This window comes from Enterobacter sp. ECC-019, from assembly GCF_043974075.1.
GTDB lineage: Bacteria > Pseudomonadota > Gammaproteobacteria > Enterobacterales > Enterobacteriaceae > Enterobacter > Enterobacter asburiae_D.
In genome coordinates this window covers 537,473-561,244 of record NZ_CP143759.1, presented here as the reverse complement: position 1 = coordinate 561,244, position 23,772 = coordinate 537,473, and the positions used below count along the sequence as shown (strand labels likewise).

At 53.3% G+C, this 23,772-nt stretch carries 16 protein-coding genes and 2 rRNA genes; 9 read left to right on the top strand and 9 right to left on the bottom strand.

What is annotated here, in order from left to right:
- Positions 1-150: 150 nt before the first annotated feature.
- Positions 151-3,056: ribosomal RNA gene (locus V1566_RS02730) — 23S ribosomal RNA — on the top strand.
- A 69-nt stretch (positions 3,057-3,125) separates the two neighbouring features.
- Positions 3,126-3,241, top strand: a 5S ribosomal RNA gene (gene rrf, locus V1566_RS02725).
- 91 nt (positions 3,242-3,332) lie between these two features.
- Here the strand turns inward: rrf and mobB are convergent.
- Both mobB and mobA read right to left on the bottom strand, forming a co-directional pair.
- On the bottom strand, positions 3,333-3,836 hold the full coding sequence (mobB, locus tag V1566_RS02720; protein WP_395304993.1) for a molybdopterin-guanine dinucleotide biosynthesis protein MobB: 504 nt from the start codon (positions 3,834-3,836) through the stop codon (positions 3,333-3,335).
- Positions 3,833-4,417: a molybdenum cofactor guanylyltransferase MobA gene (gene mobA / locus V1566_RS02715; RefSeq protein ID WP_395304992.1), complete on the bottom strand. Its 585-nt coding sequence runs from the start codon at positions 4,415-4,417 to the stop codon at positions 3,833-3,835. The genes mobB and mobA overlap by 4 nt, the downstream gene beginning before the upstream one ends.
- 68 nt (positions 4,418-4,485) lie before the next feature.
- Here mobA and V1566_RS02710 point away from each other — a divergent pair, with 68 nt between their 5' ends.
- The 3 genes from V1566_RS02710 to dsbA all read left to right on the top strand — a co-directional run bounded on the left by V1566_RS02710 (position 4,486) and on the right by dsbA (position 6,468).
- The gene (locus tag V1566_RS02710) at positions 4,486-4,755 is read left to right on the top strand and encodes a YihD family protein (protein WP_003861904.1); all 270 of its coding nucleotides are present in this window, start codon (positions 4,486-4,488) and stop codon (positions 4,753-4,755) included.
- A 75-nt stretch (positions 4,756-4,830) separates the two neighbouring features.
- Positions 4,831-5,817 (top strand): serine/threonine protein kinase, encoded by a 987-nt coding sequence (locus V1566_RS02705; RefSeq protein WP_039264179.1) that lies wholly within the window; start codon positions 4,831-4,833, stop codon positions 5,815-5,817.
- Positions 5,818-5,844: 27 nt separating this feature from the next.
- A complete protein-coding gene (dsbA, locus tag V1566_RS02700; RefSeq protein ID WP_121423247.1) occupies positions 5,845-6,468 on the top strand; it encodes a thiol:disulfide interchange protein DsbA in 624 nt (207 codons plus the stop codon).
- A gap of 23 nt (positions 6,469-6,491) precedes the next feature.
- Here dsbA and V1566_RS02695 read toward each other — a convergent pair whose 3' ends face one another.
- Complete coding sequence (locus tag V1566_RS02695) at positions 6,492-7,400, bottom strand: acyltransferase (protein ID WP_395304991.1); 909 nt, start codon at positions 7,398-7,400, stop codon at positions 6,492-6,494.
- 440 nt (positions 7,401-7,840) lie between these two features.
- Here V1566_RS02695 and polA point away from each other — a divergent pair, with 440 nt between their 5' ends.
- Entirely contained in the window at positions 7,841-10,633 is a 2,793-nt protein-coding gene (polA, locus tag V1566_RS02690) for a DNA polymerase I (protein WP_395304990.1), read from the top strand.
- A gap of 310 nt (positions 10,634-10,943) precedes the next feature.
- On the opposite strand, the gene yihA is transcribed toward polA, so the two are convergent.
- Positions 10,944-11,573, bottom strand: coding sequence for a ribosome biogenesis GTP-binding protein YihA/YsxC (gene yihA / locus V1566_RS02685; protein ID WP_023309768.1), 630 nt, complete (start codon positions 11,571-11,573; stop codon positions 10,944-10,946).
- Between the two features lie 578 nt (positions 11,574-12,151).
- On the opposite strand from yihA, the gene yihI reads away from it, so the two are divergent.
- Both yihI and hemN read left to right on the top strand, forming a co-directional pair.
- The gene (gene yihI, locus V1566_RS02680; protein ID WP_033146972.1) at positions 12,152-12,667 is read left to right on the top strand and encodes a Der GTPase-activating protein YihI; all 516 of its coding nucleotides are present in this window, start codon (positions 12,152-12,154) and stop codon (positions 12,665-12,667) included.
- Between the two features lie 188 nt (positions 12,668-12,855).
- Positions 12,856-14,229: an oxygen-independent coproporphyrinogen III oxidase gene (hemN, locus tag V1566_RS02675; protein WP_395304989.1), complete on the top strand. Its 1,374-nt coding sequence runs from the start codon at positions 12,856-12,858 to the stop codon at positions 14,227-14,229.
- A 100-nt stretch (positions 14,230-14,329) separates the two neighbouring features.
- Here hemN and V1566_RS02670 read toward each other — a convergent pair whose 3' ends face one another.
- From V1566_RS02670 to glnA, 4 genes are all read right to left on the bottom strand, one after another.
- Entirely contained in the window at positions 14,330-14,440 is a 111-nt protein-coding gene (locus V1566_RS02670) for a YshB family small membrane protein (protein WP_023333898.1), read from the bottom strand.
- A 111-nt stretch (positions 14,441-14,551) separates the two neighbouring features.
- Positions 14,552-15,964, bottom strand: coding sequence for a nitrogen regulation protein NR(I) (glnG, locus tag V1566_RS02665; RefSeq protein WP_023309765.1), 1,413 nt, complete (start codon positions 15,962-15,964; stop codon positions 14,552-14,554).
- Positions 15,965-15,975: 11 nt separating this feature from the next.
- Positions 15,976-17,025, bottom strand: a complete 1,050-nt coding sequence (gene glnL, locus V1566_RS02660) for a nitrogen regulation protein NR(II) (protein ID WP_395304988.1) — start codon at positions 17,023-17,025, stop codon at positions 15,976-15,978.
- 169 nt (positions 17,026-17,194) lie between these two features.
- Positions 17,195-18,604, bottom strand: coding sequence for a glutamate--ammonia ligase (glnA, locus tag V1566_RS02655; RefSeq protein WP_014072406.1), 1,410 nt, complete (start codon positions 18,602-18,604; stop codon positions 17,195-17,197).
- Between the two features lie 378 nt (positions 18,605-18,982).
- On the opposite strand from glnA, the gene typA reads away from it, so the two are divergent.
- Positions 18,983-20,806, top strand: coding sequence for a ribosome-dependent GTPase TypA (gene typA / locus V1566_RS02650; RefSeq protein ID WP_029741474.1), 1,824 nt, complete (start codon positions 18,983-18,985; stop codon positions 20,804-20,806).
- Between the two features lie 54 nt (positions 20,807-20,860).
- On the opposite strand, the gene V1566_RS02645 is transcribed toward typA, so the two are convergent.
- Positions 20,861-23,749, bottom strand: a complete 2,889-nt coding sequence (locus V1566_RS02645) for an autotransporter outer membrane beta-barrel domain-containing protein (protein WP_395304987.1) — start codon at positions 23,747-23,749, stop codon at positions 20,861-20,863.
- Positions 23,750-23,772 lie beyond the last annotated feature (23 nt).

Below are 23,772 nucleotides of genomic sequence, written 5' to 3'. Positions count from 1 at the left end.
AAACTCATCTTCGGGTGACGTTTGAGATATTTGCTCTTTAAAAATCTGGATCAAGCTGAAAATTGAAACGACACATCTTTAAGGTGTGTTCGAGTCTCTCAAATTTTCGCAAGTCGGTGATGAATCGAAAGAAACATCTTCGGGTTGTGAGGTTAAGCGACTAAGCGTACACGGTGGATGCCCTGGCAGTCAGAGGCGATGAAGGACGTGCTAATCTGCGAAAAGCGCCGGCGAGGTGATATGAACCTTTGACCCGGCGATGTCCGAATGGGGAAACCCAGTGTGTTCCGACACACTATCGTTAACTGAATACATAGGTTAACGAGGCGAACCGGGGGAACTGAAACATCTAAGTACCCCGAGGAAAAGAAATCAACCGAGATTCCCCCAGTAGCGGCGAGCGAACGGGGAGCAGCCCAGAGTCTGAATCAGCTTGTGTGTTAGTGGAACGGTCTGGAAAGTCCGGCGATACAGGGTGACAGCCCCGTACACGAAAGCACACAGGTTGTGAACTCGAAGAGTAGGGCGGGACACGTGGTATCCTGTCTGAATATGGGGGGACCATCCTCCAAGGCTAAATACTCCTGACTGACCGATAGTGAACCAGTACCGTGAGGGAAAGGCGAAAAGAACCCCGGCGAGGGGAGTGAAAAAGAACCTGAAACCGTGTACGTACAAGCAGTGGGAGCACCTTCGTGGTGTGACTGCGTACCTTTTGTATAATGGGTCAGCGACTTATATTCTGTAGCAAGGTTAACCGTATAGGGGAGCCGAAGGGAAACCGAGTCTTAACTGGGCGTTAAGTTGCAGGGTATAGACCCGAAACCCGGTGATCTAGCCATGGGCAGGTTGAAGGTTGGGTAACACTAACTGGAGGACCGAACCGACTAATGTTGAAAAATTAGCGGATGACTTGTGGCTGGGGGTGAAAGGCCAATCAAACCGGGAGATAGCTGGTTCTCCCCGAAAGCTATTTAGGTAGCGCCTCGTGAACTCATCTTCGGGGGTAGAGCACTGTTTCGGCTAGGGGGCCATCCCGGCTTACCAACCCGATGCAAACTACGAATACCGAAGAATGTTATCACGGGAGACACACGGCGGGTGCTAACGTCCGTCGTGAAGAGGGAAACAACCCAGACCGCCAGCTAAGGTCCCAAAGTCATGGTTAAGTGGGAAACGATGTGGGAAGGCACAGACAGCCAGGATGTTGGCTTAGAAGCAGCCATCATTTAAAGAAAGCGTAATAGCTCACTGGTCGAGTCGGCCTGCGCGGAAGATGTAACGGGGCTAAACCATGCACCGAAGCTGCGGCAGCGACGCGTATGCGTTGTTGGGTAGGGGAGCGTTCTGTAAGCCGTTGAAGGTGTCCTGTGAGGGGTGCTGGAGGTATCAGAAGTGCGAATGCTGACATAAGTAACGATAATGCGGGTGAAAAGCCCGCACGCCGGAAGACCAAGGGTTCCTGTCCAACGTTAATCGGGGCAGGGTGAGTCGACCCCTAAGGCGAGGCCGAAAGGCGTAGTCGATGGGAAACAGGTTAATATTCCTGTACTTGGTGTTACTGCGAAGGGGGGACGGAGAAGGCTATGTTAGCCGGGCGACGGTTGTCCCGGTTTAAGCATGTAGGCGGAGGTTCCAGGTAAATCCGGTACCTTATTAACGCTGAGGTGTGATGACGAGGCACTACGGTGCTGAAGTAACAAATGCCCTGCTTCCAGGAAAAGCCTCTAAGCATCAGGTAACATCAAATCGTACCCCAAACCGACACAGGTGGTCAGGTAGAGAATACCAAGGCGCTTGAGAGAACTCGGGTGAAGGAACTAGGCAAAATGGTGCCGTAACTTCGGGAGAAGGCACGCTGATATGTAGGTGAAGCCCCTGCGGGTGGAGCTGAAATCAGTCGAAGATACCAGCTGGCTGCAACTGTTTATTAAAAACACAGCACTGTGCAAACACGAAAGTGGACGTATACGGTGTGACGCCTGCCCGGTGCCGGAAGGTTAATTGATGGGGTTAGCGGCAACGCGAAGCTCTTGATCGAAGCCCCGGTAAACGGCGGCCGTAACTATAACGGTCCTAAGGTAGCGAAATTCCTTGTCGGGTAAGTTCCGACCTGCACGAATGGCGTAATGATGGCCAGGCTGTCTCCACCCGAGACTCAGTGAAATTGAACTCGCTGTGAAGATGCAGTGTACCCGCGGCAAGACGGAAAGACCCCGTGAACCTTTACTATAGCTTGACACTGAACACTGGTCCTTGATGTGTAGGATAGGTGGGAGGCTTTGAAGCGTGGACGCCAGTCTGCGTGGAGCCGCCCTTGAAATACCACCCTTTAATGGCTGGTGTTCTAACGTAGACCCGTAATCCGGGTTGCGGACAGTGTCTGGTGGGTAGTTTGACTGGGGCGGTCTCCTCCCAAAGAGTAACGGAGGAGCACGAAGGTTAGCTAATCCTGGTCGGACATCAGGAGGTTAGTGCAATGGCATAAGCTAGCTTGACTGCGAGAGTGACGGCTCGAGCAGGTGCGAAAGCAGGTCATAGTGATCCGGTGGTTCTGAATGGAAGGGCCATCGCTCAACGGATAAAAGGTACTCCGGGGATAACAGGCTGATACCGCCCAAGAGTTCATATCGACGGCGGTGTTTGGCACCTCGATGTCGGCTCATCACATCCTGGGGCTGAAGTAGGTCCCAAGGGTATGGCTGTTCGCCATTTAAAGTGGTACGCGAGCTGGGTTTAGAACGTCGTGAGACAGTTCGGTCCCTATCTGCCGTGGGCGCTGGAGAATTGAGGGGGGCTGCTCCTAGTACGAGAGGACCGGAGTGGACGCATCACTGGTGTTCGGGTTGTCATGCCAATGGCATTGCCCGGTAGCTAAATGCGGAAAAGATAAGTGCTGAAAGCATCTAAGCACGAAACTTGCCCCGAGATGAGTTCTCCCTGACCCTTTAAGGGTCCTGAAGGAACGTTGAAGACTACGACGTTGATAGGTCGGGTGTGTAAGCGCAGCGATGCGTTGAGCTAACCGATACTAATGAACCGTGAGGCTTAACCTTACAACGCCGAAGCTGTTTCGGCGAAGAGACAGAAGATTTTCAGCTTTGATACAGATTTAACAGAATTTGCCTGGCGGCTTTAGCGCGGTGGTCCCACCTGACCCCATGCCGAACTCAGAAGTGAAACGCCGTAGCGCCGATGGTAGTGTGGGGTCTCCCCATGTGAGAGTAGGGAACTGCCAGGCATCAAATAAGTGAAGAGGCCATCCGCAAGGATGGCCTTTTTGCGTTTATAGACTAAAAAGGCCGGGTAAGGCAGAGCCGCCACCCGGCAAGTCAGACCGCACTCCACGTCACAATAAACTCTGCAATCCCATCCACATCATTTAAGTCCAGCACCGGAACCTCAAGCGGCAATACAACATCACTGGCCACCGCAATCACATGCTCATCCAGAGTTAACTCGCTGAAATCATGCCCGGCATCGCTTCTGAACAGCAGGATCTTAGGCACGGCCTCATGCTTAAATCCCTCAACCAGCACCAGATCCAGCGTGGCATGATCCATCCGGCTGACCAGATAAGCGAGATCCAACGGTGCCTCATCCGGCGTTTCTGTCATCAACGCCCAGCGTTGAGTACTTGCCACCATCGTTTGCGCCGCCCCCGCTTTACGCAACGCATAGCTATCTTTGCCCGGTTTATCGACATCCATATTATGGTGGGTATGCTTAATCAACCCTGGACGGATACCTCTGGCACAAAGCGCAGGAATGAGCTTTTTCAGCAGCGTGGTTTTCCCGGTCCCACTCCAGGCGGAAATGGCTATAACAGGTATCATCTTTTCTCCTGCATCATCTGGAGATCTTCACGCGTATTCACGTTCACAAACGCTGATTTCAAATCGCTAAAATCAACGGGATGGCCGCCAGAGTTGCGCATAAAAACCATCACCCTGCGCTCTCCCGCAGCCAGATAGGCCTGCAGGGCTGGCGCTAGCGATCGGTGCATCAACGCGATAGCAGGATGGTCACGCTCGCCGTCATGTACCCACACCACAGGGGCTGTACCACGAAGCAGAAACAAACGCTCGACAAGGCAGGACGGAATAAACGGGGTATCGCAGGGACAGAAGATAAACCACTCTCCTTGAGACTGTTGCATGACAGAAAGCATACCGGCCAGCGGTCCCGGGAAATCCTCAAGGATATCCTGGTAAACGGCGTACCCGCTGAGCTGGTAAGTATCGATATGCCGGTTAGCACTGATGACCATTGTCGACACCTGGTCTGAGAGCGTATCAGCGACACATTGCCATAAGGGTTTGCCATTCAGGCGTTGAAGCCCCTTATCTTTTCCCCCCATTCGCGTCGCTCTGCCACCTGCCAGAACGACACCAATGATTTCCTGGCTAAGATTCACGAATATCGCCTCTTTTATTGTGGGATTGACCCTGATAACGTGTCACTCTAAATGAAAGGAGCACCACCATGAAATGTAAACGTCTGAATGAAGTTATTGAACTCCTCCAGCCCGCCTGGCAAAAAGAGCCAGAGCTAAATCTGATGCAATTTTTACAGAAACTGGCGAAAGAGTCAGGTTTTGACGGCGAACTGGCAGACCTTTCTGACGACATCCTGATCTATCACCTTAAAATGCGTGATTCTGCCAAAGATGCTGTTATTCCTGGTATTCAGAAGGATTATGAGGAAGATTTTAAGACTGCATTATTGCGCGCCCGAGGTGTAATTAAAGAGTAAAAGCTTGTAAGCGGCGGCACCGAAATCGCCACAAGATGATATCCTGAATCATTCGTATAATTTCCGGATGATCGGATGAACGACCAGGCTTTTACTTTCCAGACATTACACCCGGACACCATTATGGATGCCCTGTTTGAACAGGGTATTCGGGTGGATTCCGGGCTAACACCGTTAAACAGCTACGAAAACCGCGTCTATCAATTTCAGGACGAGGATCGTCAGCGCTTCGTCGTAAAGTTCTATCGTCCTGAACGCTGGTCCGCAGAACAAATTCAGGAAGAGCATCAGTTTGCTCACGATCTGCTGGATGACGATGTTCCCGTTGCCGCGCCGCTAAAATTCAATAACCAAACGCTCCTCACGCACGAAGGGTTTTACTACGCTGTATTCCCGAGCCTGGGTGGTCGCCAGTTTGAAGCGGATAATATCGATCAGATGGAGTGGGTTGCCCGCTATCTTGGGCGTATACACCAGACGGGACGCAAAAAAGCCTTTATTGCCCGCCCGACTATCGGGATTCAGGAATACCTTCTTGAACCGCGGGGAATATTCGAAACGTCTGCCATGATCCCCACTGCGTTAAAGGATGATTTCCTCAACGCCACCGATAAGCTCATTGCTGCAGTTAAAACCTGCTGGCGCGACGATATTTCCGTCCTGCGTCTGCATGGCGATTGTCATGCCGGAAATATCCTCTGGCGCGATGGCCCGCTGTTTGTCGATCTCGATGATGCGCGTATGGGGCCAGCGGTTCAGGACCTGTGGATGCTGCTCAATGGCGATAAAGCCGAGCAACGCATGCAGCTTGAAACCATTATTGAAGCTTATGAAGAATTTAGCCCATTTAATTCAGACGAAATTGCCCTGATTGAGCCTTTACGTGCGATGCGTTTTGTTTATTATCTCGCATGGTTAATCAGGCGTTGGGACGATCCCGCATTTCCCCGGAATTTCCCGTGGCTTACCGGAGAGGATTACTGGCGTAGCCAGATATCTACATTTACTGAGCAGGTCAAGGTTCTTCAGGAACCCCCTCTGCAATTAACGCCGATGTATTAATTGGACACACCCAGGAGAGAGTTAATCATGAAAAAAATTTGGCTGGCGCTGGCAGGTATGATTCTGGCATTTAGCGCTTCTGCTGCACAGTTTACCGACGGCAAACAGTTCATCACGCTGGACAAACCGGTCGCTGGCGAGCCACAGGTTCTGGAGTTCTTCTCGTTCTATTGCCCACACTGCTATCAGTTCGAGCAGGTTCTGCATGTGTCTGACAACGTGAAGAAAAAGCTGCCAGAAGGCACCAAAATGACTAAGTACCACGTCGAGTTCCTGGGCCCATTGGGTAAAGACCTGACTCAGGCATGGGCTGTTGCTATGGCACTGGGCGTGGAAGATAAAATCACTGCGCCAATGTTTGAAGCCGTACAGAAAACCCAGACCGTTCAGACCACAGCGGATATCCGTAAAGTGTTCGTTGATGCCGGCGTGAAAGGTGAAGATTATGACGCAGCATGGAACAGCTTTGTGGTGAAATCCCTGGTTGCCCAGCAGGAAAAAGCGGCTGCTGACCTCCAGCTTCAGGGCGTTCCGGCGATGTTTGTTAACGGCAAATACCAGCTGAACATGCAGGGCATGGACACCAGCAGCATGGATATTTTCGTACAGCAGTATGCTGATACTGTGAAATACCTGGTTGAGAAGAAGTAATTTCGCTGATGTAAAAACGCCGGTCACTGACCGGCGTTTTTGTATGAAGATTTAATCTTGTCTATCTGTTCGTCTTTCTCTTTCCAGAGCGTATTGAGCCACTGCTGGAAACGACGTTTGAAATTCTTATCGTTAACGTAATCACCGTGCAGTCCGGCATCTATCGGGACCAGATCGACACGCACAACAATGCGCGTCAGTTTGCCGCTGAGCATATCGAAGAACGGCGTCTTATCATTTTCCGGATAGCAGAGCGTAACGTTCAGGAGTTTATCGAACTGTGTTCCCAGCACGTTAAGCGCCATTGCAATACCCGCCGCCTTCGGTGGGAGCAGATGCTGATAAGGAGAGCGAGTTTGTTGATGCTTCTCTTCCGTAAACCGGGAGCCTTCAACAAAGTTCACGATGGTCGTTGGATGCGCACGAAACTTTTCGCAGGAACGGCGCGTGGTCTCCACATCTTTGCCGCGACGCTCGGGATGACGAATCAAATAGCTGCGCGAATAGCGTTTCATAAACGGCATATCGAGCGCCCAACAGGCCAGCCCGATAAAAGGCACCCAGGCGAGCTGCTGTTTCAAAAAGTATTTGTTCATCGGGATGTGTTTGCGAAAAAGCACGCATAACACCACGATGTCCGCCCAGCTGTGGTGATTGCAGATCAGCAGGTACCAGTTCTTCTTGTTAAGGCTCTCCAGCCCTTTGATATCCCACTTCAGATGCGGGTTCAGGCACAGCAGGATCGCCAGTCCTTCGCACCAGCAGTACATCATGAAGTTACAAAATGCGGACACGGCTCGCCACACCACGGGGACAGGCAGCAGCAGTTTAATGATCCCGGCGACAATGATCGGCACAGAGCAGGCGATCGTCACCAGAATAGTTAAAATGATGCTTAACAGTAATGTTATTGCAGCGAGCAATCTCGGCATGATGAGCTTTTTCAGGTAGTTAGCTGTAAGTGAGCGGCCGACTATGCGACGCTGGGCGCTGATTTTACCAGAAAACAGGCAAATTAATGGCGCTTTCACGTGATGATTTGGCCGCTTTTACCCTGCCGTAGACGATTTCACTGTGATTACGCGCTTATCAAGGCTTATATCCACATAGACTAAATTGCCATCAGTTGGCCATATAGATAAGATCTAATGACATAACAGCATGATAATTAAGATCTAAAAATTATCGCATATGTGTTTTTTGCGTCTGTTATTCATATGAAGTGAAAATATGCACAAACTTATCCACAGTTTGATTTTTGCGAGCGATCCTCACGATCGCAAAATCTTTTCCTGTATCAGGCGCTAATAACTGATGTTTTCATCCTTCTGTGGCATCCTTTACCCATAAATTGATTAAAGGCACGGACATTATGGTTCAGATCCCAGAAAACCCTCTTATTCTCGTCGATGGCTCTTCTTACCTGTATCGGGCATACCATGCGTTTCCTCCTCTGACCAATAGCGCAGGGGAACCCACCGGCGCAATGTACGGCGTGCTGAACATGCTGCGCAGCCTGATCCTTCAGTATCAGCCAACCCATGCGGCTGTGGTCTTTGATGCGAAAGGTAAAACTTTCCGCGATGAGCTGTTTGAGCATTACAAATCTCACCGTCCGCCAATGCCTGACGATCTGCGTGCGCAGATTGAGCCGCTGCACACCATGGTAAAAGCGATGGGGCTGCCGCTGCTGGCCGTCTCCGGCGTTGAAGCCGATGACGTCATCGGTACGCTGGCGCGTGAAGCAGAAAAGATGGGTCGTCCTGTACTGATCAGCACCGGTGATAAAGATATGGCGCAGCTGGTGACGCCAGGTATCACCCTGATTAACACCATGACCAACACCATTCTGGGGCCTGAAGAGGTGGTCACAAAGTATGGCGTGCCCCCTGAGCTGATTATCGACTTCCTCGCGTTGATGGGCGACTCCTCGGATAACATCCCGGGTGTCCCTGGTGTCGGTGAAAAAACCGCGCAGGCGCTGCTTCAGGGGCTTGGCGGGCTGGATACGCTGTACGCGGAATCGGATAAAATCGCCGGGCTTTCCTTCCGTGGCGCAAAAACCATGGCCGGAAAACTGGAAGAGAACAAAGAGGTGGCTTATCTCTCCTATAAGCTGGCGACAATCAAAACCGATGTCGAACTGGAGCTGGGCTGTGAGCAGCTTGAAGTGCAACAGCCTTCCGCTGACGATCTGCTGAGCCTGTTTAAGAAATACGAATTCAAGCGCTGGATCACTGACGTGGAAGCCGGTAAATGGCTACAGGCAAAAGGGGCCAAACCTGCTGCAAAGCCGAAGGAGACGATCGTCGTTGACGCAGAAGAGCAGGCGGAAGAAGAAGCCGTGGCGCTTTCCTTCGACAACTACGAAACCATTCTTGAAGAGTCGCAGCTGATCGCCTGGATCGAAAAACTGAAAAAGGCGCCGGTCTTTGCCTTTGATACCGAAACTGACAGTCTTGATAACATCTCAGCTAATATGGTTGGCCTGTCATTTGCGACAGAGCCGGGTATTGCCGCCTACGTTCCTGTGGCGCACGATTACCTGGATGCGCCGGAGCAGATCTCCCGTGAACGCGTGCTTGAGCTGCTGAAGCCGATCCTGGAAGACGAAAAGGCGCTCAAGGTTGGGCAAAACCTCAAGTACGACCGCGGCATTCTGCAAAACTACGGCATTGAACTGCGCGGGATTGCCTTCGACACCATGCTTGAATCCTACATTCTGGACAGCGTCGCGGGTCGTCATGATATGGATTCCTTATCTGACCGCTGGCTCAAGCACAAAACCATCACCTTTGAAGAGATTGCCGGAAAAGGGAAAAATCAGCTCACCTTTAACCAGATTGCTCTTGAAGAGGCGGGGCGCTACGCGGCGGAAGACGCAGATGTCACGCTGCAGCTGCACCTGAAGATGTGGCCAAAACTGCAGAAGCATGAAGGTCCGCTGAACGTGTTCCAGCATATCGAGATGCCGCTGGTGCCCGTGCTGTCACGCATTGAACGTAACGGCGTGAAAATCGACCCAACGGTGCTGCATAACCACTCCGGGGAGCTGGCGCAGCGTTTGACCGAGCTCGAGCAAAAAGCGCATGAGCTTGCAGGCGAGCCGTTTAACCTCTCTTCACCGAAGCAGCTGCAAACCATTCTGTTTGAAAAGCAGGGCATCAAGCCGCTGAAGAAAACCCCAGGCGGCGCACCGTCCACCTCTGAAGAGGTGCTGGAAGAGCTGGCGCTGGATTACCCGCTGCCAAAAGTGATTCTGCAGTACCGTGGTCTCGCGAAGCTGAAATCGACCTACACCGACAAGCTCCCGCTGATGATCAACCCGAAAACGGGTCGTGTGCATACGTCGTATCATCAGGCTGTCGCGGCGACCGGTCGTCTCTCATCTACCGATCCTAACCTGCAGAACATCCCGGTACGTAACGAAGAAGGCCGCCGTATTCGCCAGGCTTTCATCGCACCAGAGGATTATCTGATAGTCTCTGCTGACTACTCGCAAATTGAGCTGCGCATTATGGCGCATCTGTCCCGCGACAAAGGCCTGCTGACTGCCTTTGCCGAAGGGAAGGATATCCACCGGGCCACCGCGGCGGAAGTCTTCGGCCTGCCGCTGGACAGCGTGACCAACGAGCAGCGTCGGAGTGCTAAGGCGATCAACTTCGGTCTGATTTACGGCATGAGTGCATTTGGTCTTTCGCGCCAGCTCAACATTCCGCGCAAAGAGTCGCAGAAGTATATGGATCTCTACTTCGAGCGTTATCCGGGCGTGCTGGAATATATGGAACGCACCCGCGCACAGGCGAAGGAAAAAGGTTACGTCGAAACCCTGGATGGCCGCCGTCTCTACTTACCGGACATCAAATCCAGCAACGCGGCGCGTCGCGCTGGCGCGGAGCGTGCGGCGATCAACGCCCCGATGCAGGGTACCGCGGCGGACATTATTAAGCGTGCAATGATCGCCGTTGATGCCTGGCTGGAAGCTGAGAAGCCTCGCGTGAAAATGATCATGCAGGTACACGATGAACTGGTATTTGAAGTGCACAAAGACGACCTTGAGGTCGTGTCGAAGAAGATCCACGAACTGATGGAAAGCAGCATGACGCTTGACGTGCCGTTGCTGGTGGAAGTGGGAAGTGGCGAAAACTGGGATCAGGCTCACTAACGGTTCTTCGCAGAACGCGCCTTTTATGTAAGTTTGCAACATAACAACGCGCGTTTTGTGACGATCATTAGAATTCCCTATGTAAAGAATGAAAAAAAACTACAAAAAGTGCTTTTTCTGCAGCACAAAAAGGGGTAGAGTTATCGGCGTAGGGTACAGAGGTAAGATGTTCTATCTTTCAGACCTTTTACTTCACGTAATCGGATTTGGCTGAATATTTTAGCCGCCCCAGTCAGTAATGACTGGGGCGTTTTTTATTGCGACAAAGAAAAATTCAGGCAAAAAAACGCGGCCATCGCCGCGCTCGGTATTACTCTTCTTCCGCTTCCGTCGCGGGTTCCAGCTCGCTAAACCAGGTGTCGAGTTTCTGACGCAGCTTGTCCACGCCCTGTTTTTTCAGCGAGGAGAACGGTTCAACCTGCACATCACCGTTGAACGCCAGCACCGCTTCGCGAACCATATTTACCTGCGCTTTGCGCGCGCCGCTTGCCAGCTTATCGGCTTTAGTCAGCAGCACCAGCACGGCGATATCGCTTGCTACAGCCCAGTCGATCATCTGCTGATCCAGATCTTTCAGGGGATGGCGAATATCCATCAGCACCACCAGACCTTTCAGGCACAGACGTTTTTCCAGGTATTCACCCAGCGCACGCTGCCACTTGATTTTCATCTCTTCCGGTACTTGCGCGTAACCGTAGCCCGGTAAGTCGACCAGGCGTTTGCCCTCTGCGACTTCAAACAGGTTGATCAGCTGAGTACGGCCAGGTGTTTTTGAGGTACGCGCCAGGCTCTTCTGATTGGTCAGCGTATTCAGGGCGCTGGATTTCCCCGCATTGGAGCGGCCAGCAAATGCCACTTCAATACCGGTATCAGAAGGAAGGTGGCGAATATCGGGCGCACTGGTGACAAAATGCGTCTGTTGGTAGTTCCAGGTAGTCACGTGGTCGTCTCCAAAATCGTAATCTGAAGGGGATTATACCCGAATGCAGGCAAAAGGCTTTTCTGATTGCTATGACCTGTAGGCGAATGCCGCAACCGGTGTGAGAGATCGGCCTGTGATGCTATGGGAGATTTCAGAGAATTCGCAGGCGTAAAAAAATCCAAACTGTTTTAAATCATAAGCTTATTACCGGGTAATTGTCTGAAAATCCCTTTTTGTACCGTTTCGTTGCTTGTCAGTTTAACGGAACAAGGTAAAGTGTGCGTCAGGGCGAGGAAGCCAACAGGATATCGACTTAAGGATTAGGGTCAGGAGCGCCAGGAGGCGAAGACGCAGGATTGTCAGGATGACCAGCGCCTGGAGGCGTTTTAACAGGAAATGGAACCGTATCACGGACCGGTATTAGCCAAGGGATAAACAGGGTTTGTTGTTGGCAAACATGGAATGTCTGACCCGCTAAGGGTTGTGAGTCAGGAAAAAAGGCGACAGATTGCTCTGTCGCCTTTTTTCTTTGCTTGCTTTCTGCTAGATTTCGCCGCAATTCTATACTGAAGAAAACGACTTAAAGACAAAACATCATGAAAAAACCAACCTCCGCTGCGGGCGCGAAACGCCCTGCAAAAGCACGCCGCAAAACGCGCGAAGAACTGAACCAGGAAGCGCGCGATCGTAAACGCGACAAAAAACATCGCGGTCATACTGCGGGTAGCCGTGCCAACGGTGGTGGTGCAGCGGGTGCTTCTGCAAAAGGCAAACAGCAGAAAGACCCTCGTATCGGCAGTAAAACTCCCATTCCACTGGGCGTGACAGACACCCCGGTCACTAAGCAGCACAAACCAAAGAGCGAGAAACCTATGCTTTCACCGCAGGCTGAGCTGGATTTGCTGGAGAACGATGAGCGCCTGGATGCGCTGCTGGAACGTCTTGAAGAGGGTGAAACCCTGACCGCTGAAGAGCAGTCATGGGTGGATGCCAAACTGGATCGTATCGATGAACTGATGCAGAAGCTGGGCCTGTCATACGACGATGACGAAGATGAAGAAGAAGACGAGAAGCAGGAAGATATGATGCGTCTTCTGAAGGGTGGAAACTAACATTTGCACCCGGCAGGCACGATAGTCCTGCTTATAACCCTTCCGGTTATATGTTATCTGGTGTGGTTATTCGTTAAACTACGGCGGTTGTCGCGGCGACAGAAGTGGCTGCGCACCCGAGTGATGGCCCGCAACGGGGCCAGAACGGGCCGCCGTATACGAACGCGACACCAACGGAAGGAGTGAGCATGTCAGCACCAACTATCGACTGGGATTTGGCCCTAATCCAGAAATATAACTATTCCGGGCCGCGTTATACGTCATACCCCACCGCGCTGGAGTTCTCCGATGCCTTCGGAGAGCGTGATTTCCAGCAGGCTGTCGCGCGCTATCCTGAGCGTCCGCTGTCGCTCTACGTCCATATTCCGTTCTGCCATAAGCTGTGTTACTTCTGCGGCTGCAATAAAATCGTTACCCGTCAACAGCATAAAGCCGACCAGTATCTTGATGCGCTCGAACAAGAAATTGTCCATCGCGCACCGCTGTTTGCTGGCCGTCACGTCAGCCAGCTTCACTGGGGCGGCGGCACGCCAACCTATCTGAACAAAGCGCAAATCAGCCGGCTGATGAACCTGCTGCGCGGCAATTTCAGTTTTAACGCCGACGCGGAAATATCGATCGAAGTCGATCCGCGTGAAATTGAGCTGGATGTACTGGATCACTTACGCGCCGAAGGCTTCAATCGTCTGAGCATGGGCGTGCAGGATTTCAATAAAGAGGTTCAGCGTCTGGTGAACCGCGAGCAGGACGAAGAGTTTATCTTCGCCTTACTCAATCACGCGCGTGAGATTGGTTTCACCTCGACCAATATCGACCTGATTTACGGCCTGCCAAAGCAGACGCCGGAAAGCTTCGCCTTCACCCTGAAGCGCGTGGCCGAACTCAACCCGGACCGCCTGAGCGTCTTTAACTATGCGCACCTGCCGACGCTCTTTGCCGCCCAGCGCAAAATCAAAGATGCCGATCTTCCTTCTGCCCAGCAGAAGCTGGATATTCTGCAGGAAACCATCACCTCGCTGACCGAAACCGGCTATCAGTTTATCGGGATGGATCACTTTGCCCGTCCGGATGACGAGCTGGCGATTGCTCAGCGGGAAGGCGTTCTGCACCGTAACTTCCAGGGTTACACAACCCAGGGTGATACCGATTTGCTGGGGATGGGCGTCTCCGCCATCAGTATGATTGGCGACTGTTACGCGCAGAACCAGAAAGAGCTGAAGCGCTACTACCAGCAGGTTGATGAAACGGGCAACGCGCTGTGGCGCGGCATTGCGTTAACGCACGACGACTGCATCCGTCGCGATGTCATTAAGGCGCTAATCTGCAACTTCCGTCTCGATTTCAGCGACGTTGAGTCGCAGTGGGATCTGCACTTCAGCGATTATTTTGCGGAAGACCTGAAGCTGATTGCACCGCTGGCGAAAGACGGGCTGGTGGATGTGTCGGAGAGCACGATTGAGGTCACGCCGAAAGGGCGTCTGTTGATTCGTAATATCTGCATGTGCTTTGACGCCTATCTGCGTCAGAAAGCGCGCCTGCAGCAGTTCTCGCGGGTGATTTAAACTGCAATGCCGGGTGGCGGCTTCGCCTTACCCGGCCTACAAAAGTGCGAAATGTAGGCCGGGTAAGCGAAGCGCCACCCGGCTTTTCATCGCCAACTCGCTAGCTAAACAGCCCCACCAGCGCTGCGCACAACATAGCCGCAACGGCTGTTTGTGGCGTGTGGCTTTCAGCGGCTCCGCTAGAGAGCATATTCACGATTGTTTCCAGCATGATGTTCACCCCCAATTTCCGGGCACGATCATACAAAACTCATCGGAACAGTAAAGCGCAAAATAACGGCGATTTGCGCTCAATTAATAACCTTTACACAGCGGCGTACGATTACTCCATTCCCAGCTCTTTAAGCTTGCGCGTCAGGGTATTACGTCCCCATCCCAACAGACGAGCGGCTTCCTGCTTATGACCCTGCGTATGACGAAGCGCGGTGGTTAACAGCGTACGTTCCATCTCTGGCTGAGCTTCAGACAGCAGGTTTTGATGGCCGGAACGCAGCGCGCGGTCGGCCCACTGTGCCAGCAACGTCGCCCAGCTGTCCGGCAGCGCGTGCCCGGTACTGCTTTCAGGTGCGGTCGCTTCAAACAGCTCGGCCGGTAAATCCTGAATCAGCACTTCCTGCCCGGCGGCCATCACGGTTAACCAGCGGCAGGTGTTTTCCAGCTGACGTACGTTGCCCGGCCACGCCAGACGCGTCAGAGCGGCATCGGTTTCCGGATGAAGCTGCTTGGCTTCCACACCCAGCTCGCGGGCGGCCACCTGCAGGAAATGGCGTGCCAGGCGGGGAATATCTTCCCGACGCTCACGCAGCGGCGGCAGATGAACGCGGATGACATTCAGACGGTGGAATAAATCCTCACGGAATTTTCCTTCCTGCACGCGTTGCTCCAGGTTCTGGTGGGTCGCAGCGATAATACGCACGTCCACCTTCACCGGCGCATAGCCGCCCACGCGATAAAACTGCCCGTCGGCCAGCACGCGCAGCAGGCGGGTCTGGACATCCAGCGGCATATCGCCGATTTCATCCAGGAACAGCGTGCCGCCGTCAGCCTGTTCGAACCGCCCCTGGCGAATGGTATTTGCGCCGGTAAATGCCCCTTTTTCATGGCCGAACAGTTCGGACTCAATCAAGTCCTTCGGGATCGCCGCCATATTCAGGGCGATGAACGGCGCTTTTGCCCGTGGGCTATGGCGATGCAATGCATGCGCCACCAGCTCTTTACCGGTTCCCGATTCACCGTTAATCAATACGCTGATGGATGAGCGGGACAAACGACCAATAATGCGAAACACGTCCTGCATCGCCGGCGCTTCGCCGATGATGTCTGTCGTTGGCCCAAAATCTGGCGCGTGGCGCGGCTGTTGCTGCTCCTGATAATGGCTAATCGCGCGCTCAACCAGCGCCACCGCTTCGTCGATATCAAACGGTTTGGGCAGGTAATCGAACGCCCCTTGCTGATAGGCGCTCACTGCGGCATCCAGATCGGAGTGCGCGGTCATTATGATGACCGGAAGCATAGGGTGGCGTTGTTTGATCTGCTTTAACAGCGCCAGCCCGTCCATGCCCGGCATACGAATATCCGAAAGCAGAACATCTGGCGTTTTGGTGGTGAGTGCGTCGAGCACTTCGCTGCCGCTCTCAAACGTCGTGCAGCTTAATCCCGCCCCTGTGAGCGCGCGTTCAAGCACCCAACGGATGGAGCTATCGTCATCGACTACCCAGACTATCCCTCGTTGCATAAACGTCACCTTTATTTTTTAATCGGCAGGAAAACCGAAAACTCGGTATGTCCCGGCCAACTGGTAAATTCAATTTTCCCGGAGTGTTGATCGATCAAACTGCGGGCAATGGATAAGCCCAGGCCGGTACCACCTTCGCGACCGCTTACCATCGGGTAGAACAGGGTATCCTGCAGATGCGATGGAATGCCGGGCCCGTTATCCTCAACGTCGATTCGGGCCGCCAGCCGGTAGCGTACGCCGTGTAACGTGAGCTGGAAGGCGGTGCGGGTGCGTAAAATAATCTCGCCCCCTTCAGGTCCCAGCGCCTGCAGGGCATTACGCACAATATTCAACAGGACCTGTTCAATCTGGTCCGGGTCATGGGCCAGTTCCGGCAGGCTTGGGTCGTAATCACGTACTAGCGTGACGTTCTCCGGTAGCTCCATTGAGACGAGCTTCACCACCCGCTCAGCCACTTTATGGATGCTTTCAGTGACGTGCATTCCCGGCTGCTGTGGCCCAAGAAGACGGTCTACCAGATTCCGCAGACGGTCCGCCTGCTCAATGATGACGTTGGTATACTCCGCCAGCGCGGGGTCGGGCAGCGCCTTGGTCAGAAGCTGCGCCGCGCCGCGTAATCCACCCAGCGGGTTTTTGATTTCATGCGCCAGACCTCGCACCAGGTCACGGGCGGCAATTTGCTGCGCATGCTGAAGCTGCTCCTGGCTCAGTCGACGCTGATTATCCATCGGCGCCATTTCCAGCAGGATCATCCCATCGGGAAGACGCTGCGCGGTCAGCGACAGAATATGCGAGCGCCCGTCGATCACCAGCGTCACTTCGTTATCGGTAAACCCCTGGCCAGCCTGCAAACTTTCCTGCATCAGGCCAATATTCAGCGAAAAATAGCTCAGGAGTTCAGGAAGCGGGGTGCCGAACAGTTTACGTACGCTTTGGGCGAGCAGCTGCTGCGCCGCCGGGTTGGCGTAATGAACGGCCAGCTCGTCATCGACCAGCAAAATGCTGTTAATCAAAGAATTGAGGATCTGCCCAGCATCGGGCAGCGTGCCAGTTGCCATTCAGCAGTCTCCTGGAGTTGTTGCACTGTTTTAGTGCAGTATAGCGTTTTTGGCGTAAAAAGCGCGTGAGATCAGATTGTTGGTGGAGAAAAAAGCCCATCCGGAGATGGGCTAAAAGTTTCCACGGCAACTACCCCCGGCGCTTATCACGCCGGGTAAAACAACTTTATTAAACGCTGTAGTACAGCTCGAACTCAACCGGATGCGGAGTCATACGCACACGGTCGTTCTCTTCAATACGCAGAGCGATGTAAGCGTCGATCGCTTCATCAGTAAACACACCACCCGCAGTCAGGAACTCACGGTCTGCGTCCAGCGCCTGCAGGGCTTCTTCCAGAGAGCCAGCAACCTGTGGGATCTCTTTCGCTTCTTCTGGCGGCAGGTCGTACAGGTTTTTGTCCATCGCTTCGCCCGGGTGGATCTTGTTCTTGATACCGTCCAGACCGGCCATCAGCAGTGCTGCGAAGCACAGGTATGGGTTAGCCGCTGGATCCGGGAAGCGAACTTCGATACGACGCGCTTTAGGAGAAGCCACCACCGGAATACGGATAGAAGCAGAACGGTTACGTGCAGAGTAGGCCAGCATCACTGGCGCTTCGTAGCCCGGGACCAGACGCTTGTAGGAGTTAGTGGTTGGGTTCGCCAGGGCGTTGATCGCTTTAGCGTGTTTGATAACACCACCGATATAGTGCAGCGCCTGCTCGGACAGACCGGCATATTTGTCGCCAGAGAACAGGTTGGTCCCGTTCTTGGACAGAGACATGTGGCAGTGCATACCGGAACCGTTATCGCCAAACATTGGTTTTGGCATGAAGGTCGCGGTTTTACCGAAACGGTGCGCAACGTTGTGCACAACGTATTTGTAGATCTGAATCTCATCCGCTTTCTTGGTCATGGTGTTGAAGCGGGTAGCGATTTCGTTCTGGCCAGCGGTCGCCACTTCGTGGTGATGCGCTTCAACCACCAGGCCCATCTCTTCCATGATCAGACACATGGTAGAACGGATGTCCTGTGAAGAATCGACCGGAGGAACCGGGAAGTAACCGCCTTTCACGCCAGGACGGTGACCTTTGTTACCACCTTCGTATTTGGTGGAAGAGTTCCATGCGCCTTCGATGTCGTCGATAGCCACGTGGGAACCAGAAATTGAAGCGCCGAAACGGATGTCGTCAAACAGGAAGAACTCTGGCTCTGGCCCGAACAGAACGGTATCCGCGATGCCGGTAGAACGCAGGTACTCTTCAGCACGTTTTGCGATAGAGCGTGGGTCACGGTCGTAGCCCTGCAGCGTGCCTGGCTCGAGGATGTCGCAACGGATGATCAGGGTTGGTTCTTCGAAGAACGGGTCAATGAGCGCAGTGGTCGCGTCCGGCATCAGAACCATGTCGGATTCGTTAATGCCTTTCCAGCCACCAATGGAGGAGCCGTCAAACATTTTGCCTTCTTCAAAGAATTCGGCGTTCACCTGATGAGCAGGGATTGTGACGTGCTGTTCTTTACCTTTGGTATCGGTGAAGCGCAGATCAACAAACTTCACTTCATGTTCGTTCAGCATCGTCAAAACGTGTTCAGCGGACATACTTAACTCTCCAGATTGGTCATTGTCGTCGTGGTAACGAGGTCTTCAATTTCTGTTTGTACTGGCTGTTGCCATGTATTTTTTATAAAGCGAAATCTGTGCCAACTTTTAAAACACCCCAAAAAGGCGTTATCATGCGCACCATAGTGCAAAAGGGCTGCACCACGATGGATTTGTTGCACCAGTATAGTGCTTCAATGTGAACATTGAGCACCATATTGGTGCAATTTACGTTAAAGTGCCCTTTTACCGCTCCGTGAAAGCGATCACAAAGCATCTCTGCAATACTTGTTTGCGGGGGATGTTTGTGATCCTGTTTTGTAGTGCGATTAATCCGTGTACAATAACGCGCTATTTCTAAATGCCTGAGGCAAAGTTGTGATCGAAAATTTGCGTAACATCGCCATCATCGCGCACGTAGACCATGGTAAAACTACCCTGGTTGACAAGCTGCTGCAGCAATCCGGTACGTTTGATGCGCGTGCCGAAACCCAAGAACGCGTGATGGACTCCAACGATTTGGAGAAAGAGCGTGGGATTACCATCCTCGCGAAAAACACCGCGATTAAATGGAATGACTACCGTATCAACATCGTTGATACCCCAGGGCACGCCGACTTCGGTGGTGAAGTTGAACGTGTAATGTCCATGGTAGACTCCGTTCTGCTGGTCGTTGACGCAATGGATGGCCCAATGCCACAGACGCGCTTCGTGACCAAAAAAGCTTTTGCCCATGGTCTGAAGCCAATCGTTGTTATCAACAAAGTTGACCGCCCTGGCGCGCGTCCTGACTGGGTTGTTGACCAGGTCTTCGACCTGTTCGTTAACCTCGACGCGACCGACGAGCAGCTGGACTTCCCTATCGTTTACGCCTCTGCGCTGAACGGTATCGCAGGTCTGGACCACGAAGACATGGCTGAAGACATGACCCCGCTGTATCAGGCGATTGTTGACCGTGTTCCTGCGCCAAACGTCGATCTCGACGGCACCCTGCAGATGCAGATCTCTCAGCTCGACTACAACAACTACGTTGGCGTAATCGGCATTGGTCGTATCAAGCGCGGTAAAGTGAAGCCTAACCAGCAGGTTACTATCATCGATAGCGAAGGCAAAACCCGTAACGGTAAAGTTGGTAAAGTACTGACTCACCTGGGTCTTGAGCGTATCGAGAGCGACATCGCTGAAGCGGGCGACATCATCGCTATCACCGGTCTGGGTGAGCTGAACATCTCCGACACCATCTGCGATCCGCAGAACGTCGAAGCGCTGCCAGCCCTGTCCGTTGATGAACCAACCGTAACCATGTTCTTCAACGTCAACACCTCTCCGTTCTGTGGTAAAGAAGGTAAGTTCGTTACCTCTCGTCAGATCCTTGACCGCCTGAACAAAGAGCTGGTGCACAACGTTGCGCTGCGCGTTGAAGAAACCCCGGATGCAGACGCATTCCGTGTTTCTGGTCGTGGTGAGCTGCACCTGTCTGTTCTGATTGAGAACATGCGTCGTGAAGGTTTCGAAATGGCGGTTTCCCGTCCGAAAGTAATCTTCCGCGAGATCGATGGCCGTAAACAAGAGCCATTCGAAAACGTAACGCTGGATGTTGAAGAGCAGCACCAGGGTTCTGTGATGCAGGCTCTGGGTGAGCGTAAAGGCGACCTGAAAAACATGAATCCAGACGGCAAAGGCCGCGTACGTCTCGACTACGTGATCCCAAGCCGTGGTCTGATCGGCTTCCGTTCAGAGTTCATGACCATGACCTCCGGTACCGGTCTGCTGTACTCCACCTTCAGCCACTACGACGATGTGCGTCCGGGCGAAGTTGGCCAGCGTAACAACGGCGTGCTGATCTCCAACGGTCAGGGTAAAGCGGTTGCGTTTGCGCTGTTCGGTCTGCAGGATCGCGGTAAGCTGTTCCTGGGTCACGGTGCTGAAGTTTATGAAGGCCAGATCATCGGTATTCACAGTCGTTCTAACGACCTGACCGTAAACTGCCTGACCGGTAAGAAACTGACCAACATGCGTGCGTCCGGTACTGACGAAGCAACGGTTCTGGTTCCACCGATCAAGATGACTCTGGAGCAGGCTCTGGAATTCATCGATGATGACGAACTGGTAGAAGTGACTCCACAGTCAATTCGTATCCGTAAACGTCACCTGACCGAGAACGATCGTAAACGTGCGATGCGCGGTCCGAAAGAAGACTAATACGGTTAATGCGTATTAAAAAAAGCCGCTGAGAAATCAGCGGCTTTTTTGTTGTTATTTGAAGCTGTATTTCACTCCCAGCATCCCCTGGGTATCGCTGTAGCCTTTGTCGCCCATCTGTTGAGCCACATTGCCCCATACGCTAAGCTGCGGCGTAATCTGTCCCTCTACACCTGCCTTAAGTTCACCGATATTGCGAGTACCGCGCATTTCATTGCTGACGTCATCCATGCGGATGCGCGTGGTCTGGGTATTGTGGATCCAGTTCGCCTCGATAAACGGCTGGAAGGTGCGGGCTTTACCGTCGTCAATCGCGTTATGTCCGCTGATATAGGCCTTCACGCCGAGACGTGTCATCAGATTCCCCTGAGTCTCGTCTTTCACCCGCGTGCCGTTGTGCTCGCGATGGTCGTCAGCCTGCACGTCCATCCAGACGGCCTGCGCCTTCGGCTGGAGCCAGTAGCTGTTGCGGCCGCTTTCGCCTACCTTAACGCTATAGCCAGCTTCTACAGAGGCGGTTACGCCACTGGAGCGATAACGCTCAGTCGCCTGATCCTGCCCCATCACCTTATTGTCGAACCAGTTATACAGCATCCAGCTATCAACGTAGGTACCACTTTTATCCGCGTCGTTTGCGTACCAGGTACCGTACAGGCCTACGCTATAACCATTCACTTCGCCACGCGAGTGGTATCCGGTCAGGCTGGAAGCGCTCCGGCTCTGGCTGTTGCCGTAGCCCGCCATCAGGCCAATATGCCACCGATCCAGGCCGTCGGTGCTCCACTGGGCGACATCACCACCCAGCTGCAGCACGTAGCGATTGGCGGTCGTTTTTAGCTGGCCGCTGCCGTCTCTGAAACGCGTATGGCCGCCGACGTTACGCATCCACAGGCTCGTTACTTTTTGCTCGCCGGTGAGCATGTCGGTGTACTGTGTTTCACCCAGACGGTCGTGCAGGCGGGTCATAAACAGCGTATTTGCCGCATAGCTGTTCGCCTGATAGCTACCAAATTCCGGGCGGTACTGATGCTCGCTTTTTGGTGGTGCAGGCGGTGGAACCGGCTCTTGAGGCGGAATCACCGGGTCAACAGGCGGATCAATAGGGTCGACAGGTGGGGCTACGGGGTCGACAGGCGGGTCCACGGGGTCGACAGGTGGGTCTACCGGGTCAACCGGTGGATCAACGGGCTCAGCCAGGCTGGTCAGAAACCAGTTTTTACCTTTTTGCACAACGTTATAGTCATAACCCCCCGCTACGATACGGCTGGCCTTCTCAAACGTTCCGTCAGAGTTGCCGCCCACGCTGACAATTTCAATCCCTTCTACGGTTTGTGCGCCAGTACCGCCAATGTTATTCACTTCCACCCCGGTATGACCGGAGGTGTTCCCTTCAACGATCAGTTTGTCCGTTTCAGAGGTGTCGTCAAACAGCACGGTATTGAAAACCAGCTTGCCGCCGTTGCCGATAAAATCGTCACTGATGGTCAGAGTTTGCCACGCCGCATCCTCAGCATGCTGGAAATTAATCGTGCCGCCCTCATTCAGCGTCAGGCTGGTCAGCGTTGAGCTGTCACGCATATTCCACACGGCATCATTCATCGTAAGCGCGATAGTCCCGCTACCGTTGGCGTTGCTCTCAATATAAGACGCGCCGTTCCAGAGTGAATTATCCTGCATGGTTAGCGCGATCGCGCTGTTTTGCGCTGCCGCAGTGCTGGTGGCCGCGACGCCGCCTGCGGAGAGGATATCGCCGTTGAGAATGAATTTTCCGCCCGAGGAGGCATCAATCACGCCACCGTTGCTGGCGTTCAGAGCATAGCTACCGCTGTCGCGCTGGCCAGCAGTGGTAATGGTTGCGCCACCCTCGAGCGTTATCACACCGCGTGACCAGGCATACATCCCGTGCGGCGCTTGCGCGGAGCTGCTGGTTTTCTCGCTGCTGTTGACCGCAATGGTGACGTTATCTCCAAGATTCACCGTGCCTGTGTACGCATAGACGCCATGCGCGCTGGCACCGTTGGTGGTGATGGACGCGCCTTCATCAAGGGTGATGGTTGACGAGCCGGTAGAGTACACCCCGGAGGCGCTGGCCGCGTCGGTGGTTATCGCCGCTTTTTTTCCCAGCTCAATTTTAGATGCGGAACCTGCATACAGGCCGTAGGCCGATGTGCCGTACGTTTCGATGGCGGCCTCATTCCCCAGACGGACGTATGAGCCGCTCTGGTTGGTACGAATCCCCTCGGCGGAGGAACCACGCGTTACAATATGCGCACGATCGCCGACGATAACGTTATTTTTTGCCTTTGACGCATCATTCAGTGCATAGGCGCTGATCCCTCGACCGGTACTGCCGGTGGTTTCGATATAGAGATCGTCACCCACATAAATATTGGCGGAGCCGAGAGATCCCTGGCTGAAGGAGCTGTATCCGGCGTTAATGCCGTCACCGCTTTGGCCATTAACGTAAATATGGGTGCGGTCGCCGGTAATGATAAACACCGGGTTGTCCGGCGTGTTCATACCATGGGTGCGGATGCCGTCGACGTCTTTACCATTATTGGCGGCCACTTTTGACTGGGTGCGAATAGTGAGATCGTCACCAAATATCACCCCCGGGCTACCGGACGTGGAGTTCTGAATAACGGTGACCGAATGCTCGAAGGCTTCCGCCCCCGGTCCTTCGAGGGTGATCCCATCTCCGTAGATCGGGATATTACCCGCGCTGTACTGGTAGACATAGTTAGGATCGCTGGTATTTTTGCTAAAGTTCGCGTTTGCCGTTGCAGGAATCAGCGCCTGTATTTCTGCAGGCAAATCCGTTACTGCTCCGGAGGCAGGTAAATTAGCAAAATCTATTACCGCTGCATGTGCGGTAAATAGCGCTGACGATAACGCCAGAGAAATCGCCGCGGCGATTGGTGAGTGTTTCATTAAATATGGCATAGCTAGCCCCTTTCATTCAGGCG